Source organism: Gordonia effusa NBRC 100432 (assembly GCF_000241305.1).
GTDB lineage: Bacteria > Actinomycetota > Actinomycetes > Mycobacteriales > Mycobacteriaceae > Gordonia > Gordonia effusa.
Genome location: NZ_BAEH01000132.1, coordinates 64,457 through 80,968, shown reverse-complemented (window position 1 = coordinate 80,968; position 16,512 = coordinate 64,457). Strand labels below are relative to the sequence as shown.

Annotated in this window: 16 protein-coding genes; 11 read left to right on the top strand and 5 right to left on the bottom strand. The window is 61.9% G+C overall.

Annotated features, from left to right (window positions below):
• The first annotated feature begins 79 nt into the window (after window positions 1-79).
• Window positions 80-1,564 (top strand): type VII secretion protein EccB, encoded by a 1,485-nt coding sequence (gene eccB, locus GOEFS_RS22105; protein WP_007320184.1) that lies wholly within the window; start codon window positions 80-82, stop codon window positions 1,562-1,564.
• Between the two features lie 36 nt (window positions 1,565-1,600).
• On the opposite strand, the gene GOEFS_RS22100 is transcribed toward eccB, so the two are convergent.
• Window positions 1,601-2,176, bottom strand: coding sequence for an NAD(P)H-dependent oxidoreductase (locus tag GOEFS_RS22100; protein WP_007320183.1), 576 nt, complete (start codon window positions 2,174-2,176; stop codon window positions 1,601-1,603).
• A 133-nt stretch (window positions 2,177-2,309) separates the two neighbouring features.
• Between GOEFS_RS22100 and GOEFS_RS22095 the strand changes: the two genes are divergently transcribed.
• The 4 genes from GOEFS_RS22095 (at window position 2,310) to nrdE (ending at window position 6,558) form a co-directional block, all read left to right on the top strand.
• The gene (locus GOEFS_RS22095; protein WP_007320182.1) at window positions 2,310-2,915 is read left to right on the top strand and encodes a TetR/AcrR family transcriptional regulator; all 606 of its coding nucleotides are present in this window, start codon (window positions 2,310-2,312) and stop codon (window positions 2,913-2,915) included.
• A 555-nt stretch (window positions 2,916-3,470) separates the two neighbouring features.
• Window positions 3,471-3,704 carry a glutaredoxin-like protein NrdH gene (gene nrdH, locus GOEFS_RS22090; RefSeq protein WP_007320181.1) on the top strand — a complete coding sequence of 78 codons (234 nt, stop codon included), beginning with the start codon at window positions 3,471-3,473 and terminating at the stop codon, window positions 3,702-3,704.
• A gap of 126 nt (window positions 3,705-3,830) precedes the next feature.
• The gene (gene nrdI, locus GOEFS_RS22085; RefSeq protein ID WP_007320180.1) at window positions 3,831-4,301 is read left to right on the top strand and encodes a class Ib ribonucleoside-diphosphate reductase assembly flavoprotein NrdI; all 471 of its coding nucleotides are present in this window, start codon (window positions 3,831-3,833) and stop codon (window positions 4,299-4,301) included.
• 64 nt (window positions 4,302-4,365) lie between these two features.
• Window positions 4,366-6,558, top strand: coding sequence for a class 1b ribonucleoside-diphosphate reductase subunit alpha (gene nrdE / locus GOEFS_RS22080; RefSeq protein ID WP_007320179.1), 2,193 nt, complete (start codon window positions 4,366-4,368; stop codon window positions 6,556-6,558).
• 27 nt (window positions 6,559-6,585) lie between these two features.
• Here nrdE and GOEFS_RS22075 read toward each other — a convergent pair whose 3' ends face one another.
• Entirely contained in the window at window positions 6,586-7,218 is a 633-nt protein-coding gene (locus GOEFS_RS22075) for an LON peptidase substrate-binding domain-containing protein (RefSeq protein ID WP_007320178.1), read from the bottom strand.
• Window positions 7,219-7,294: 76 nt separating this feature from the next.
• Between GOEFS_RS22075 and GOEFS_RS22070 the strand changes: the two genes are divergently transcribed.
• From GOEFS_RS22070 to GOEFS_RS22055, 4 genes are all read left to right on the top strand, one after another.
• Window positions 7,295-8,035, top strand: a complete 741-nt coding sequence (locus GOEFS_RS22070) for a maleylpyruvate isomerase family mycothiol-dependent enzyme (RefSeq protein WP_040525957.1) — start codon at window positions 7,295-7,297, stop codon at window positions 8,033-8,035.
• 9 nt (window positions 8,036-8,044) lie between these two features.
• Entirely contained in the window at window positions 8,045-8,620 is a 576-nt protein-coding gene (locus tag GOEFS_RS22065; protein WP_007320176.1) for a TrmH family RNA methyltransferase, read from the top strand.
• A 162-nt stretch (window positions 8,621-8,782) separates the two neighbouring features.
• Entirely contained in the window at window positions 8,783-9,784 is a 1,002-nt protein-coding gene (gene nrdF, locus GOEFS_RS22060) for a class 1b ribonucleoside-diphosphate reductase subunit beta (protein WP_007320175.1), read from the top strand.
• A gap of 95 nt (window positions 9,785-9,879) precedes the next feature.
• Window positions 9,880-11,271: a DUF2252 domain-containing protein gene (locus tag GOEFS_RS22055; protein WP_007320174.1), complete on the top strand. Its 1,392-nt coding sequence runs from the start codon at window positions 9,880-9,882 to the stop codon at window positions 11,269-11,271.
• A 75-nt stretch (window positions 11,272-11,346) separates the two neighbouring features.
• On the opposite strand, the gene GOEFS_RS22050 is transcribed toward GOEFS_RS22055, so the two are convergent.
• The 3 genes from GOEFS_RS22050 to GOEFS_RS22040 are packed head-to-tail and all read right to left on the bottom strand — an operon-like array spanning window position 11,347 to window position 15,389.
• Window positions 11,347-12,084, bottom strand: a complete 738-nt coding sequence (locus tag GOEFS_RS22050) for a hypothetical protein (protein WP_007320173.1) — start codon at window positions 12,082-12,084, stop codon at window positions 11,347-11,349.
• Window positions 12,085-12,102: 18 nt separating this feature from the next.
• Window positions 12,103-14,949, bottom strand: a complete 2,847-nt coding sequence (locus GOEFS_RS22045) for a DEAD/DEAH box helicase (protein WP_007320172.1) — start codon at window positions 14,947-14,949, stop codon at window positions 12,103-12,105.
• Between the two features lie 41 nt (window positions 14,950-14,990).
• Window positions 14,991-15,389, bottom strand: a complete 399-nt coding sequence (locus GOEFS_RS22040; protein ID WP_007320171.1) for a PPOX class F420-dependent oxidoreductase — start codon at window positions 15,387-15,389, stop codon at window positions 14,991-14,993.
• 51 nt (window positions 15,390-15,440) lie between these two features.
• Here GOEFS_RS22040 and GOEFS_RS22035 point away from each other — a divergent pair, with 51 nt between their 5' ends.
• Together GOEFS_RS22035 and GOEFS_RS23000 are read left to right on the top strand one after the other, a co-directional pair.
• Entirely contained in the window at window positions 15,441-15,971 is a 531-nt protein-coding gene (locus GOEFS_RS22035) for a DinB family protein (RefSeq protein WP_007320170.1), read from the top strand.
• A 90-nt stretch (window positions 15,972-16,061) separates the two neighbouring features.
• Window positions 16,062-16,490: a PASTA domain-containing protein gene (locus GOEFS_RS23000; RefSeq protein ID WP_007320169.1), complete on the top strand. Its 429-nt coding sequence runs from the start codon at window positions 16,062-16,064 to the stop codon at window positions 16,488-16,490.
• The last annotated feature ends 22 nt before the right edge of the window (window positions 16,491-16,512 follow it).

Below are 16,512 nucleotides of genomic sequence, written 5' to 3'. Positions count from 1 at the left end.
ATCCACGTCGGTCACGAACATGCCCGGAACGGGCGTTTCACCGGTCAGGGGATCTGATTCACGGTTTCAGGGGGGCGAAATGGTACGTCAGTTGACGACCAAGGCACAGGTCAACGGGTATCGCTTTTTGCTGCGTCGCCAAGAGCACGCGCTGGTACGCCGGGATGTTCGAATGCTGCACGACCCGATGCGCTCGGAGCGCAACGCACTGTTCGCCGGAGCACTGATCGGCTTGCTGATACTCGGCGGATGCGGCGTCTATGGACTGGTCCGGCCACAGGGGAACGTCGGCGACTCGACGATTCTGGTGAGTAAGAGCAGTGGCGCGATGTTCGTCCGCCTCGATGACCGATTGCATCCGGTACTCAACCTTGCGTCGGCCCGGCTCATCGTCGGAACGGCGGCTTCGCCGAAGTCGGTGGGTGAATCGGTGCTGGCGAAGTATCCACGCGGACCATTGCTCGGAATACCCGGCGCCCCAAGCTCTTTGCCCGCGCCAACGCGCGGCGCATCGGAGTGGTCGGTATGTGATGGGAGCGGCGGGCGTGGGGCCGACGTCGAGGTGCGGACGACCACAGTCATCGTCGGCGCCCTGACACCTGACGATCGTGGTGCCGGGCGTGGCGCCGCTCTGGTGAGCGTCTCCGGCGAAACGTATCTCGTCTATCACATGGTGGCCGGTGATCGATCGCGACCGGTCCGGGCTCGCGTCGACACGGCGAGTGTGCCGGTACGTCGGGCGCTCGGGGCGGAGAATACCGTTGCGCGCCCAGTAAGTTCGGCGCTGCTCAACAGCTTGCCCCGAATGCCTGACCTGGTGGTTCCGGTCGTATCGGGGATAGGCGCGGCGAGCATTCTGGGCGGGGGTGTCTCCGTCGGAACGGTGTTCAAGACGGTCGACGCGGCCGAACGGCGGTCGTTCTACGTCGCGCTTTCTGACGGGGTGCAACGTATTTCGAATCTAGTCGCCGATATCTTGCTGTTGGCCGGCGGGGCGGCAACACAAAATCACGACGCGGTTATCCAGACCATCAATCCGGCGACGCTGGTAGGAGTGCCGGTGCGTGACTCATTGCCCGTCGCCCATTATCCCTCTGTCGCACCACATCTCGTCGATGTCGCCGCGGCGCCCGTGATATGTCACGAGTGGCATGGCGAGGCGGAAACGTCGTCGGCCCTACGGTTCGGCGCTCGAATTCCCGTCGGTCCCGACCAACGAGTCACTATCCCGGTTGGCGCCGACGGCAGCGGCCCCGCGGTCGACGAGATCGCAATTCGGCCGGGCTGCGGTTGGTATGTGCGAATCACCGGGATAGAACCCGGCAGCCCGCGCCGGGAGAGTAGATACCTGGTGTCCGACAATGGAATTCGCTACGGCGTCTACGACGTCGAAGCTGGCGGAATACTGGGGCTGGGAGATGACGCCGACCAACTCGCGCCGTGGCCGATGCTCTCACTCCTGGCGGCGGGTCCCATGCTGTCGCGCACCGAAGCTCTCGTCGCCCACGCCGGTATGCCGCCGGACGCAGCGTCGATGCCGATCTCGGCCGACAGGCCGAACTGAATGTCGGCGTGCCGGCCGAAGCGGCGTTGGCGAGGGTTAGGCGTTGACTTTGACTTCGCCGGCAAGACGTGAGACGGCGACGAGGACCTGGGCGACTACGTCGGCGTGGCCAACGCCCTCGTCGGTCAAATCAGCGGTGGTGATGCCGACCTCGACCTCTTCGACAACACGACCACCGGCGATGCCGACCGACTTGCGGGTGTCTTCGCGCGACCATTTGCCGCCGAAGCGGCCCAGTGCTGCGCCGATGACGCCGACCGGCTTGTCTTTGATGGCGCCGGTGCCGTAGGGACGCGACAGCCAGTCGATGGCGTTCTTCAAGACGGCGGGGATGGTGCCGTTGTATTCGGGGGTGACCAACAACACGGCGTCGGCTGCACCGACCGCGGCGCGGACTGCGACGACGGATTCGGCCAGCGTCGCACCCTCGCCGTCGGGCGTCGCGGGGTCATTGTCTTCGTTGTAGAAGGGCAGTTCTTGCAGGTCGACGATGTTTACCGTCACGCCTTCGGGGGCGTTGTCGCGAGCCACCTCGGCCAGTTGGCGGTTGATCGATGCTTTACGCAGGCTGCCGACTAGTACGGCGATCTGGACGGTGCTGTCAGTGCTCATTCTCTGGCCCCTATGTCTTGTGGTTGTCGCGGCGACCGATCTGTAACCGGTGTCGCATGGGTTTCGCTACACTGGAAGTAACCGGACCACAGTCCGACTAATTCCCATCCCCGTCAACAGTTACGCTCATCACATGCAAGAACTCGGCAGCACTCTGCCCATATCCAGCGAATGCGAGCGCGCGGATGCCGCGCGGAATCGTCGTTTGCTACTGGAGGCTGCCGCGACGCTCATCGAGCGGCACGGTGCCGCCGGGGTGACGATGGACGCGCTGGCCCGCGAAGCGGGTGTCGGCAAAGGCACCGTTTTTCGCCGGTTCGGTAACCGAACCGGTTTGATGCGCGCATTGCTCGATCATTCGGAAACCGAACTGCAGCAGGCGTTTATCGCTGGTCCGCCGCCGCTCGGGCCGGGGGCGCCGCCGCTCGATCGGTTGCTGGCCTATGGGCGGGCACGGTTGCAGATGCATGCCGATCACCTCGATCTGCTGCTGGAGGCTGACGAATCCGGGGTTGAACGGTTCCGGCATCCGGTCTGGGCGGCGTCGACGGCGCACGTGACGATGTTGCTGCGGCAATTGGGTGTTAGCGAAACAACTGTGCTCGCCATCGCCATCCAGGCGCCATTCGAAGCGGCTTCTCTCGCGCATATGACGACTGGACTGGGGCTCGATCTACTCGAGGTGACCGCGCAATGGGAGCTAATGGTGCGCGCGTTGGTCGCCGGCGCCGGAGTCTGAGTCTGCTGAACTCTGCGGCGGGAGAGTCGATGAGGTGACATCTCCCTCGCGTCGCCTGGGTTTGCAGTTTTCAGCAGTGCTGAACTCTGCGTCGTCGTGTCCGGCGAGGGCAGCGGTCCCTTGCGTTGCCCCAGCTCGCAGTTTGTGGCGCCAATAGCCAGCTGGAATCGACGCTGCTGGGAACCGCGCTCTGCAGGTCTGTCATACCCCCGGCGTATAGCTGAAACCATGAAGAAATCGACCCCCGACGGCTGCGGTCGGTGTCTGCGTCTAGGAGACCAGACCCGACACGCCGAACCGCGCTGCGACACGCCGAAATTTAAGATTCTGCACCCTTGCGACCTGGGGATTTCACGAATGTAATTCACAAGTCCTTGTGTTGGTTCCAATGATCGACCACTAGGTGTAGTGTCTGAGGGACCGGAACGGCAGAAGGCACCATCCCAGTCAGGGCGTGCTCACGCTAACGGGAATCGAGAGTGAAAGTTCACGATTCGCCACCCCGGGAGAACCCTGAATCCTCTAAATCCATCTGCTGTGAGGAGCACCTGAGAAATGGCGATCACCGTCTACACCAAGCCGGCCTGCGTTCAGTGCAATGCGACCTACAAGGCGCTCGATAAGCAGGGGCTGTCCTACGACGTTGTGGACATCAGTGAGAACCCGGAAGCCCGCGATTACGTGATGGCACTGGGTTACCTGCAGGCGCCGGTCGTCGTCGTCGACGGCGAGCACTGGTCTGGATTCCGTCCGGACCGCATCAAGGCAGTGGCTGCCGCCGCAGCCTGATCGACCCCTCGGCGACCGATCCGACGGGGAAGCCGGATCGAGTCACGACGTCGGCCAAGTAAGACGAGTAGGCCACGCGAGACATCGCAAACCAACATCAATGTCGAACGCCACGTGGAGGTAGTCATGGCAGCTTCATCGCCGCTAATCGTCTACTTCTCGTCGGTATCGGAGAATACTCACCGGTTCGTCGAGAAGTTGGACATGCGCGCCGTGCGTATTCCGGTTACTGGATCCGCAAGTGCCACAGGTGCTTTCACGGTAGACGAGCCCTATATCTTGATCACGCCGACATACGGTGGCGGCAAGATCGGGTCGTCAACCGGTGGCGGGTACGTTCCCAAACAAGTCATCAGGTTCCTCAACGACAGTCACAATCGATCCCTCATCCGTGCGGTGATCGCCGCCGGCAATACGAATTTCGGTGAGGAATTCTGCATGGCGGGCGACGTCGTTTCCGCCAAATGCGAAGTGCCCTACCTCTACCGATTCGAACTCATGGGAACCGAGTACGACGTGCAGCGCGTCCGGAGCGGGCTCGTTGAATTCGCTGGCACCTCACGTTTCACACAACACACACTTATTCCGAGCGCCTAACAGTCCTTCGGAACTTGTTCAACCGCAGTCAGTTTCATACTTTCCACTAGCTTCAGGAGTCGTCGTGTCGCCAACCCTCACCTCTGCAGACGCCCCGTCGGCCAGCCAGTCCGGTACCCACGCCGGACCCGGCGGACACGAGCCAGGTGACCTGGACTTTCACGCGCTCAACGCGATGCTCAACCTGTACGACGCCGATGGGCGCATCCAGTTCGAGAAGGATCGCGAAGCGGCTAATCAGTACTTTCTGCAGCACGTCAATCAGAACACGGTGTTCTTCCACGACCTCGAGGAAAAACTCGATTACCTGGTCGAGGAGAACTACTACGAGCCCGACGTACTGGGCCGCTACGACCGCGAGTTCATCAAAGGTCTGTTCAGCCACGCCTACAAGAAGAAGTTCCGATTCCCGACCTTCCTCGGCGCGTTCAAGTACTACACCAGTTACACGCTCAAAACCTTCGACGGCAAGCGCTACCTCGAACGTTTCGAAGATCGTGTCTGCATGGTGGCGCTGACACTCGCCGATGGTGACGAAACTCTGGCCCGCAATCTCGTTGACGAGATCATCGACGGCCGTTTCCAGCCGGCGACCCCGACCTTCCTCAACTCGGGTAAGAAGCAGCGCGGCGAGCCGGTTAGCTGTTTCCTCCTGCGTATCGAAGACAACATGGAGTCGATTGGCCGCTCGATCAACTCGGCGCTGCAGCTGTCCAAGCGTGGCGGCGGAGTTGCCTTGCTGCTCAGCAACATTCGTGAGCACGGAGCGCCGATCAAGAAGATCGAGAACCAATCGTCCGGCGTCATCCCGATCATGAAGCTGCTGGAGGATTCGTTCTCCTACGCCAACCAGCTCGGTGCGCGTCAGGGTGCTGGCGCGGTGTATCTGCATGCCCATCACCCGGACATCTATCGCTTCCTCGACACCAAGCGGGAAAACGCCGACGAGAAGATCCGGATCAAGACGCTGAGCCTCGGCGTCGTCATCCCCGACGTCACCTTTGAACTGGCCAAGAACAACGACGACATGTACTTGTTCAGTCCGTACGATGTTGAGCGCATCTACGGTGTTCCGTTCGCCGACATCAACGTCACCGAGAAGTACGACGAAATGGTGGAGGACAAGCGGATTCGCAAGTCCAAGATCAAAGCGCGCGAGTTCTTCCAGACACTCGCCGAGCTGCAGTTCGAGTCCGGTTACCCGTACATCATGTTCGAGGACACGGTGAACCGCGCCAACCCGGTCGAAGGCAAGATCACCCATTCGAACCTGTGCTCGGAGATCTTGCAGGTATCGACGCCGTCGATCTTCAACGATGACCTGTCCTACAAGGAGGTCGGCCGCGACATCTCCTGCAACCTCGGCTCGCTGAATATTGCCAAGGCGATGGACTCGCCGGATATCGCCCAGACCATCGAAACCGCGATCCGTGGGCTGACGGCAGTCGCCGACCAGACCGCGATCGATTCGGTCCCGTCGATCAAGAAGGCGAACGATCAGGGGCACGCGATCGGGTTGGGGCAGATGAATCTGCATGGCTACCTGGCGCGCGAACGAGTCTTCTACGGCAGTGAAGAGGGCATCGACTTCACCAATATCTACTTCTACGTTGTGCTCTACCACGCGCTGCGGGCGTCGAACCGTATCGCCAAGGAGCGCGGAACCGCATTCGCCGGCTTCGAGAAGAGCAAATACGCCAGCGGCGAGTTCTTCGACAAGTACACCGAACGCACGTGGGAGCCATCCACCCAGAAGGTGCGAGACCTGTTCGGCCAGGCGGGAATTGCCATCCCGACGCAGCAGGATTGGCGCGAGCTGAAGGCGTCGGTAACCGAGCACGGTATCTACAACCAGAATCTGCAGGCGGTACCCCCGACGGGTTCGATCAGCTACATCAATCACTCGACGAGTTCGATCCACCCGGTTGCCGCGAAGATCGAGATCCGTAAAGAGGGCAAGATCGGCCGCGTCTACTACCCGGCGCCGTATATGGATAACGACAACCTGGAGTACTACCAGGACGCGTATGAGATCGGCTACGAGAAGATTATCGACACCTATGCGGCGGCGACACAACACGTGGATCAGGGCTTGAGCCTGACGCTCTTCTTCAAGGACACCGCGACCACTCGCGACGTTAACCGGGCGCAGATCTACGCATGGCGCAAGGGAATCAAGACGCTCTACTACATCCGTCTGCGTCAGATGGCGCTGGAGGGCACCGAGGTCGAGGGCTGCGTCAGCTGCATGCTGTGAGGATGGCGGCCGCGCCTTCACGTCCCCCTACCGCAACTGAAATTGCAACGCCGATCTAGCATCGTCAATGGCCTCGATGAGGACTTTCGCCCGGCTTATCGGGTCGGCCGCACACAACGCGCGATGCCGATCGGCCTGCGTGATTGGCATGAAACTCGCTGTGGCATAGGTGTATTCGGTCTCGGGCAGGTCGGCGCGGGGGAGGCTCGGCAGTGGAAGATTCTGCTTGGTCTCTTCGGCGATGTCGCTGAGAAAGCTGATCAGTCCCGACGACTTGTCCTCAAGTTTCCCCAGCCAGGTGTCCCATGCCTCGGCGGTGACCGGAGCATCTGACCAGGACGATACCTGTGCGCGCGGGTAAGGAGCGTCGTCGAGCCAGTCATCGATCCGAATGCGTTCGACGCCTCGGCAGAGTAGTGCCCAGGTGCCGTTGCGGGCGCGCTGATGTTCGACCACCTCGGCGATGGTTCCGACGTCGGCGCGAGTATCGCCGCCACCCACTTCGCTGCCCCGTTCAATCAGCACCACCCCAAAGCGCATATCTCCGGAATCGATACAGTCCTGCAGCATCTCGCGATAGCGCGGTTCGAAAATCCGCAGCGGCAAGTGTTCGCCCGGCAGCAGGGCAGAGCCCAGCGGGAACATCGGTATTTCGGTCATCGCTACAGCATTGCGCATCGCTAGACATCGCGTGGCGAAGTCGGACGGCGCAGTAGGTCCAACTACAGTGATTAGGGTGAATATTCGCACTCTGGTGGACTCCATTAGATCTGATGGTGCGGTGATCGCCGGAACTCATCGTGACCAACTGAGTCTCGCTGTGCCATCGTGTCCGGACTGGACAGTGCGAGATCTCATAATCCATGTCGGAGTCGTACACCGTTGGGCCGCAAGGTTTCTGGCCCAAGGTTCGGACCCGGCTGAGAGATTCGGTTTCGACACATCTGACGTGCCGGACGACGCCGGTCTCACCGAGTGGTACGCGGCCCGCGTGGCCGAGTTGCTCGAACGGCTGGAGGTGACTAGCCCCGATACGACGGTGCGTTCGTTCGCCGGACAGGTCAGCGCCTCCTTCTGGTTCCGGCGACAGGCCCACGAGACGTCGATGCACCGCTGGGATCTGCAGAATGCGACGCCACAGGGTGCGGAACCGGTAGACGGGGGCCTGGCCGCCGACGGCATCAACGAATGGCTGGAAGTCTTCGTACCGCGTTTCCTCAAGCGTGGGCCCGGCCTGCCCGATCAGGAGTTTGGGCGGGTGATCCGACTGGTGGATCCCGACGTCGGCGAGTGGACGATGCGGTTGGAGCCAGACGCCGTGAAGATTGACGCCGGTGCGCACCCGGAGGTCGTAGTGAGTGGTTCGATGTCGGATCTCTTACTCGCGCTATGGCGTCGAATTCCATTGTCGCAGTTGAGTATCGAGGGGAATCGCGCTCCACTGGACGCTCTGCTTGACGCAGTGCGGGTTACCTAACGCGCGATCATGCGTTACGGTAGTCGCCATGTCGACAACCGAAAGGGGCGCTTCGCCTCACCGCCACTGATGGCCCGCGTCCGAGTCCGCACTTCGGACGAATTGAGAGATTCCAGACGCCGTCGCAGTCATTCCTGTTGGGACCACCTGATTTTCGCGCCATTGTGGGCGCAACACGGCGCCAATCTCGGCACTCTCTTACGGACCTGCGACGCCATCGGCGCGTGTATGGCTGTGCCACCACATGATTGGGTCGCCGAGGCGCTACGGCGCGGGAATACCGTCCCGGGCCGCTCGTGTATCCATCGCGCCGGCAACCCGCACCGCTGGCTAGCCCGGGAGCGCGAGCACGGGGCACACATCGTCGGCGTCGAATTGGCCGAAGGGGCGACGCGCCTGGCCGATGTCCGGGCGGCGCGACAACGCACGGTCATTGTGTTGGGCCACGAACGATCCGGCATCCCCGACGACGTTCTGGACCTACTCGACGAAGTGGTCGAGATACCGATGATCGGCCGTGGGGCGAGTCTGAATGTGGCGGTCGCCGGGTCGCTGGTTGGCTACAAGCTGGCGGGTTTGGCATGATCCGTCCGACACGCCCGGCGACGTTTTTCGTCCGACACGCCGCCACCTGGGAAACCTGAGCACACACCATCTAGTGCATCGGAGCGCCTCCGCCCACTACCGGTTGTTGCGAGTAGTCTCAGATACGCAATCGCAAATTCTTGTCTGTGAGATCGAGGGACCATGACTGAAACCGCCCACAGTCCAGCCGACGGCACACCCATCAAGCTCGTGAGCAGGGTGTCGGCCATCAACTGGAACCGCGTCCCGGACGAGAAGGATGCGGAGGTGTGGGATCGCCTCACCGGGAACTTCTGGTTGCCCGAGAAGGTGCCAGTCTCCAACGACATCCCGTCCTGGAACACGCTCACCGAGCATGAGAAACAGCTCACTATGCGGGTCTTCACCGGTCTGACGTTGCTCGACACCATTCAGGGCACGGTCGGCGCGGTGTCGCTCATTCCCGACGCCACCACTCCGCACGAGGAAGCGGTGCTCACCAATATCGCGTTCATGGAGTCGGTACACGCGAAGAGTTACAGCTCGATCTTCTCCACGCTGTGTTCCACCAAGGAAATCGATGAGGCGTTCCGTTGGTCGGAGGAGAGCGAACATCTACAGCGCAAGGCGCGCATCGTCATGGATTACTACCGTGGCGAAGACCCGCTCAAGCGCAAGGTTGCCTCGACGCTGTTGGAATCCTTCTTGTTCTACTCCGGCTTCTACCTGCCCATGTACTGGAGCAGCCGGGCCAAGCTCACCAACACCGCAGATTTGATCCGGCTGATTATCCGTGACGAGGCGGTGCACGGTTACTACATCGGGTACAAGTACCAGCGCAGTTTGGAGACCCAGTCGCCGGAGCGTCGAAATGAGTTGAAGGACTACACCTTTGAACTTCTCTTCGATCTCTATGACAATGAGACCGACTACACCGAGGCGCTGTACGACGAAGTCGGCCTGAGCGAAGACGTCAAGAAATTCCTGCGCTACAACGCCAACAAGGCGCTGATGAATCTCGGCTATGAAGCGATGTTCCCGCGTGATGAGACCGACGTGAACCCGGCCATCCTCTCGGCGCTCTCACCGAACGCGGACGAGAATCATGACTTCTTCTCCGGCTCGGGCAGTTCGTATGTCATCGGCAAGGCCGTCAACACCGAGGATGAAGACTGGGACTTCTGATCTACCCCACAGACGAACCGGGGTTCACGACAATAATTGTCGTGAACCCCGGTTTTTCTGTGGGGTAGCGGTGGCAGTAGGGGGATAATGGCCGAATGAGCTTGTGGCAGGGCGACTCCGCTTTCCCATCGCGGCCGAACAAAATCGTGGCGATCGACGGCGCCGCACAGCGCAAAGTGGTGGGGCGCCGGGCGTTGGGTCAGTGGGATGAGAAGACGCGCGGACACGATGCGCTGCGAACAATATTGGCGCAGAACAGTATTCGCGACCAGAACCTGCTTCCGCTGCGGCACGGCCGAATGGCGGCATCGCCGTGGACCTACTATCGCGGAGCGGCGGCGGTCATGGCGGCCGACCTGGCGTCGGCGCCGAATACCGGCATCACAGTCCAGCTGTGCGGTGACGCGCATGTCCTGAACTTCGGACTCTGGAACACTCCGGAACGCAATCTCGCATTCGATCTCCGCGACTTCGACGAGACTCTGCCCGGCCCGTTCGAATGGGATGTGAAGCGGTTCTTGGCAAGTCTGGTGATTCTGGCTCGATCGAACGGTGTCGCCGACGTAGCCAAGGCGGCGGTCGCGGCGGGTTTCGCCGGGTACCGAGATTGGATCGCCACCTATGCGACGTGGCCCGAACTCGACATTTGGTACGACAGCGTCAGCACCGAACAACTTGTCGGCTATACCACCGATGACGACGACCACCGGCTCGACCAGATCATCGAGAAACGCGCGGCCAAGCGGTCGAATCGGGGCGCCTTCAAGAAGCTCACCGCGGTTGTCGATGGCGGACGCCGTATCACCGAAGATCCGCCGTACCGGACACACGCCTTACGCGACCACCACGACGAATTGGAAGCGATTGTCGCCGCGTACCAGAAATCGGTCCCCGACCATATTTCTTCGCTATGGTCCCGCTACGACCTGGTTGACGCCGTACAGCAGGTCGTCGGTGTGGGAAGTGTCGGGATGCGGGTCTTCTTGACACTCAGCGAGGAGCGGCGGACCAGCGACCCCATCTTCCTGCAGGTGAAACAAGCCGGGCCGTCGGTATACGAGCAATTCTTGGGGACAAGCCCATACGACAACCACGGTTCGCGAGTTATCCACGGACAGCGCATGATTCAGAGTGCGACGGACATGTTCGTCGGCTGGACGTCGATCAAGGGACCCGACTCAGGCGACTTGGACGCGTTGGACTTCTACGTGCGGCAATTCCGGGATGGAAAGGTAATTCCCAAGGGCGAGATGATCGCTTCGCGCCTGGCGCAGTTCGCGACCGCGTGTGGCCACGTCCTGGCCCGCGCACACGCCCGCAGCGGTGATGTAAAAGCAATCAACGATTACCTCGGCACCTCGGACAAGGCGGCAGAAGCGTTGTCCGCCTTCGCTTTCGCTTATGCCGAACAGAATGACCGCGACCATGCGCAATTGGCGAAGGCCATCAGCGACGGTGCGGTGGACGCCATCGAAGGCTGGCCATGAGTCTTGTTCGACTGAAACTGCTACGCCGTGACGGGCGAGGGGCATTCTCCCTCCAGGCGCCTAGTGCGGCAGAGCTCAGTCGCCGTCGGTGATGTGTTCGTAGAGTTCGGTCAGTTCGTCGGTTGCCTCGGCAACGTCGAGTGCGCCGACCCCGCTGGCCCGAAGTGCCGCTCGCAGCGCACTGGCATCGAATTCGGTGAACACTCGAAACGATGGTGGCGCAGGCAAATTGGGTAGCGGCTGATTGTCGCCGAAGTAGTCGGTGATCTGCAGCGGCGTAGTGGATTCGGCGCCGGTAGACTCACCGCGGTCGGTCTGGCGGGCAAGTAGGTCGGCTAGATCTGCGCCCATCACGGTCAGCAAAGTAGATGAGCGACGGTCGATTTCGGCTGCGACTTCGAAGGCTACGGCGAGCACGTGAATGCAGGTGTCGTCGATCGGACAGGTACAAGCGGCGACGACGTCGGCTGCCTCGGTCGGGGCGACCAGTTCGCGCAATATTGTGGGCTGTTCGCCGCGCGCGACCGCCATAAGATCGTCGAGGGCGTCGCGCTGACGCAGCAGGTCTACGACGGTCGCGGCGTCGACGGTGCGGGTGCGCAGTGTGGTCTCGAAGGGCGTGAGCTGACTGCCGTCCACGGTGGCGCCGACGATTCCCTTCCCGATACTGAGACGATGGACGTGCCGCTCACGAAAGTAGCTGCGTGCCTTGGTGACTCGGCGATGTTGGGATTGATCGATCACCGACAGGAACGCTCTGGACCACTCGGTGACCCCGTACGCCCGGATCGGCGGTTGCCGCTTAGTCGCCATCGTGACGCCTCCGCCGGCTCATTCGCTGACCGCCTCGTCGCGTAACCGAAAGAGTTCGAATAGTTCTTCGTCGCCGACGTCGCCGAGCCAATGCTCCCCGGCGTTGACGGTCAACCCGGCCAATTCCTTTTTGGCAGTGATCATTTCGTCGATCCGTTCTTCCAACGTGCCAACGCAAACAAATTTGCGGACCTGGACCGCACGCTGCTGCCCGATTCGGTACGCGCGGTCGGTGGCCTGCTGCTCGACCGCGGGATTCCACCAACGATCCACGTGCACAACCTGGTTCGCGGCGGTGAGATTGAGGCCGGTGCCGCCGGCTTTGAGTGTTGCCAATAGTGCGGGCGGCCCGTCGCCAGATTGGAAATCGGCGACCAGTTGATCGCGGGCGGGTCGTGGCATTCCGCCGTGCAGAACGGGGATCTCGACGCCGAGCTGTTCGGTAAGCCACGGTGCCAATAGGTGCGCGAACGCGGCGAACTGGGTGAACACCAGCGTCCGATCGCCCTCAGCGGTCACCGTGGTGAGAATGTCGGTCAACAACTCGACCTTACCGGAGCGATGTGCGTTGCGCCGTAACATCTTTGACCCGTCGGCAAGATAGTGGGCGGGATGATTGCAGACCTGTTTGAGCCTGGTGAGCGCCGCGAGAACGGTGCGCCGACGTAGCGCGAGCTGTAGCGGATCGCTAAGAGCTTCCATCAGGTCGTCAATGACAGCTCGATACAAGGCGGCTTGCTCAACGGTCAGGTTGGTCCGAACGGTCAGTTCGGTCTTCGCCGGCAGGTCCGCCTCGATGGCCGGGTCAGTCTTTTCCCGCCGCAGGATGAACGGGCGCGTAATCGCGGTAAGCCGGCGCAGTGCACCGCTATCTCGTTCGCGCTCAATAGGATCGGCGAAACGCGCGCGAAATACCGAGGGACTGCCCAATAGGCCCGGGTTGACGAGATCGACGACGGCGCGCAGGTCCTCCAGCCGATTCTCCACCGGGGTACCGGTCAACGCGATGCGGTGGCCGGTGGGCAATAGACGAAGCGCCTTTGCCTGTCGGGTCGCGACATTTTTGACGTGCTGCGCCTCGTCGACAATCACCCGACGCCAGTGGAATCGGGTCAGTAGGTCACTGTCGCGCGCGACCAGGGCGAAGGTCGTGATGACCACGTCGGCGTGGGCGACCGCCTTCGCGAAGTCGTCGCCGCTACTGCGCTGCGAGCCGTGATGGACCACCGTGCGAACGGTGGGAGCGAAGCGGGCGAACTCCCGTTCCCAGTTGCCAACCAACGACATCGGACAGACGACGAGCGATGCCTCGGTAGCGCTGTCGGCAGTCGGTGCTTCGCCGGCTGCCGACGCGAGGTCGTGGCATGTCAGGGCGATTACCTGAATGGTCTTACCCAGACCCATATCGTCGGCGAGTACTCCGCCGATGCCGTGTTGGGCCAGGTAGGCGAGCCATTCGAAACCGCGTTGTTGATACGGGCGCAGAGTAGCGGTCAGCATGTCGGGCGCGGAAAGATCTTGGGGGATAAGCGATCCGGTGATGGCATCGTCAAGCCAGGACAGTCCCTGAACCGAGCTGACCGGTACCGGTAGGGTATCGCCGGTGACGAGGCCGAATAGCTCGCCGACATCGGCGGGATGATCCGAGGCCGATTGAATACGTTGCGCGGCAATGAATTGCGCGGCGCGGGTAAGTGCCGCGTCCTCGGCGGTAACCCATCGACCGCGGATACGGACCAGACTGCCTTGCTGGTGCGCCAGCTCGTCGAGATCGGATTGACTGAGCAGTGTGGCATCGGGTGAATCGCCCAGTGCCAGCCGCCATTCGAAGTTTCGGACGTCGTCGAGGCCGACCATCGTGTTGACCGCAGAACTGAGCCCGACCGGTAGCGCGCGAATCGACAGCGTGGGCCGCACTGTCGCGATGGTGCGTGGCAACAGAACTTGTATACCGCTCTCGGCGAGTGCGGTCGCGCCGGTGGCCAAGAACTCCTCGGTCAGCGTTGTTGGCAACAGAAAGTCGAGGTTGTGTGGATCGTGGTCAGCGTCGGTGAGTTGCGGCCAGGCTTTCACCGCGCCCGCGAGATCGGTTGTCAGGGAATCCAGTTCGGTCGGTTCGAGTCGGTGAGGGACCACCGCCTCGACCGCACCGTCGACCAGCCGCCGGCATACCGCCAGGCGCCAGCGTTCGGGAGTATCGACCGGCTCGAAGGCGGGGTCGTCGAAGGTCAAGTCATCGGCTGGCGAGTGCGGCTCATAGAGGCGCAGCAGCAGGGTGGATTCTCCGGCGGCGACACTGCCCGACCACGCTGCCCACGCTGACGCGCCTTTGCCCGGCGAAAATGGCAGTTCATCGACGGCGTCGGGAAGCAGGGCGCGCAACGCCGGGGTGGCGATCGATTCCGCGGCTATGTCGCGGCACCGCTGTCGGCACTCGTAGTCGACGAATTCGGCAGCGAGGTCGGCGATAGCTTCTGTGCCGCCGTTGGCGTCGAGAGCAGGCGGGGATGCGTGATTGAGCGCGGCGAACCAGCCACGCCACACCGGAGTGGGGACGATCTGCCAGCGCAGCAGCGGTTCGTCGGCGACGGCGACGACAGCGGGCGCCACCGCACCCGATGCGACGAATGCGCGTACGCCCGTGAGCAGATGACGGTAGTAGCGCAGTTCGCCGGACAACTCGTCGTCGGGGGCCTCGGCGAGGGCGTCGAGCAAGTCGACGGTGCCCGTGATTCCGACCACCGCGGTTGTCAGGAACGTCCGCTTCCCGTCTGCCCCGACGAATGCTGTCTTGTGGCGAAACTTCTTCGAGCGCAACGGTTCTGGCAAGGGCGGTGACAACTCCGCTTCGTGCCACAGGACCATGCCTGTTCCTGGGCGCCACAGTGCGTGAAGATCCAGGGTGACTACTTCTTTCCGAAGTAGGTCGCCGTCAGATTGAGAATTACCCGATCGGCGGAGTCCGGGGGCGGCGCTTGTTCGGCGTTGCCGTAGCGCTTGCCGAGTGTGACGTACATCGAACCGGTGGGGTCGGGCTCGACGGAGCCGAACGTACCGCGCACCTCGAGATAGCGGTATGCGTTGTCCGGGTCGGTGATGGTAAACGAAAAGTTGGGATTGACCTGCAGGTTCTTGATCTTCTTGCGGGCATTGGTGTGGGTGAAACGCAACTGCGACGTCGAGTCATCCCACAAGAACCACATGGGAGTCGAGTTGGGAACGCCATCGGGCGAGACGGTTGTCAGCACGCCGACGATGGGTCGCTGGAGGAGGTCTTCGTATCCACTAGGAACTGTGTTTGCCATGGGCGCCAGTTTACGTGCGGGGTCTGACACCGCGATGTCTATTCTGATCGCATGTGCATCGAGCCCGACGATAAGGACTGGACCTGGGTGATCGAACGGCAATGCGGTGATTGCGGATTCGACGCGTCGGTGATCGATGTCAGCACGGTGCCGCAGCTATTGCGCGATGTCGCCGACAGGTTCGCGGACTTGCTGGGCGGCGGCCAGAACCTTGGCCAGCGACCGAGGCCAGGTACGTGGTCGGCACTCGAATATGGCTGCCACGTGCGCGACTGCACGCAGGTCTTCGATGACCGATTGCGGCTCATGCTGACCCGGAACGATCCGCTGTTTCCGAATTGGGACCAGGATGCCACGGCGGAGCAGGGTCGGTACGACGAGCAGATCCCGAGCGACGTGGCGGTTGAATTGCGTTCGGCGGCAACGGATCTCGCTGGAAGATTCGCGACGGTGACTGGCCGGCAATGGGAACGTACCGGACGTCGAAGCAACGGGTCCTTCTTCACTACCGACACCCTCGCTCGATATTTCATCCATGACCCGGTGCATCACTGGTGGGACGTGACCGGCGAGCGGGCGTAGTGCCGAACTCACCGCCTGAACTGTGGTCCGAACGATCCAATCGCCTGCGATCACTGGTTCTACTCGTCAATCCGATGACATGCTGGCGCGATGGAAAAACGTCAAAAGCTTTGGGTCGCAACGTTGATCGTGATTGCCGGCTTCACAATGGCGGGATGTGCGGCATCGACTGAGTCGACATCGACCAGCCCCACCCCGACTACTGCCGCCGCATCGGTGCCGGTAACCAAGCCGGTCCAGGGTTCCGAACCGTCGCCCGATGCGGCAGCTCCCTCGACCACGCAAGCAGTGGCGACAATGCCGAATGTGGTGTGTATGAATCTGCAAGCGGCGCAAGACAAGATCCAGGAGGCGGGTGTCTTCTTTTCGCGAAGCAAGGACGCCACCGGAGCCGGTCGCAAGCAGGTGCTGGATTCGAATTGGGTGGTCGTCGCGCAGACACCCGCGGCCGGTGAGACGGTGACCGAGGGGCAGGCGGTGCTTTCGGTGGTCAAGGTGGGGGAGCAGGGTGCCTGCTGAACGGCGCCGCCGGCGAATCGGT

What these genes read in the sequence shown, in the direction of transcription:
- eccB (WP_007320184.1), top strand. Translation starts at nt 80, where the DNA reads ATGGTACGTCAGTTGACGACCAAGGCACAGGTCAACGGGTATCGCTTT.
- GOEFS_RS22100 (WP_007320183.1), bottom strand. Translation starts at nt 2,176, where the DNA reads ATGAGCACTGACAGCACCGTCCAGATCGCCGTACTAGTCGGCAGCCTG.
- GOEFS_RS22095 (WP_007320182.1), top strand. Translation starts at nt 2,310, where the DNA reads ATGCAAGAACTCGGCAGCACTCTGCCCATATCCAGCGAATGCGAGCGC.
- nrdH (WP_007320181.1), top strand. Translation starts at nt 3,471, where the DNA reads ATGGCGATCACCGTCTACACCAAGCCGGCCTGCGTTCAGTGCAATGCG.
- nrdI (WP_007320180.1), top strand. Translation starts at nt 3,831, where the DNA reads ATGGCAGCTTCATCGCCGCTAATCGTCTACTTCTCGTCGGTATCGGAG.
- GOEFS_RS22075 (WP_007320178.1), bottom strand. Translation starts at nt 7,218, where the DNA reads ATGACCGAAATACCGATGTTCCCGCTGGGCTCTGCCCTGCTGCCGGGC.
- GOEFS_RS22065 (WP_007320176.1), top strand. Translation starts at nt 8,045, where the DNA reads ATGCGTTACGGTAGTCGCCATGTCGACAACCGAAAGGGGCGCTTCGCC.
- nrdF (WP_007320175.1), top strand. Translation starts at nt 8,783, where the DNA reads ATGACTGAAACCGCCCACAGTCCAGCCGACGGCACACCCATCAAGCTC.
- GOEFS_RS22055 (WP_007320174.1), top strand. Translation starts at nt 9,880, where the DNA reads ATGAGCTTGTGGCAGGGCGACTCCGCTTTCCCATCGCGGCCGAACAAA.
- GOEFS_RS22050 (WP_007320173.1), bottom strand. Translation starts at nt 12,084, where the DNA reads ATGGCGACTAAGCGGCAACCGCCGATCCGGGCGTACGGGGTCACCGAG.
- GOEFS_RS22045 (WP_007320172.1), bottom strand. Translation starts at nt 14,949, where the DNA reads ATGGTCCTGTGGCACGAAGCGGAGTTGTCACCGCCCTTGCCAGAACCG.
- GOEFS_RS22040 (WP_007320171.1), bottom strand. Translation starts at nt 15,389, where the DNA reads ATGGCAAACACAGTTCCTAGTGGATACGAAGACCTCCTCCAGCGACCC.
- GOEFS_RS22035 (WP_007320170.1), top strand. Translation starts at nt 15,441, where the DNA reads ATGTGCATCGAGCCCGACGATAAGGACTGGACCTGGGTGATCGAACGG.
- GOEFS_RS23000 (WP_007320169.1), top strand. Translation starts at nt 16,062, where the DNA reads ATGGAAAAACGTCAAAAGCTTTGGGTCGCAACGTTGATCGTGATTGCC.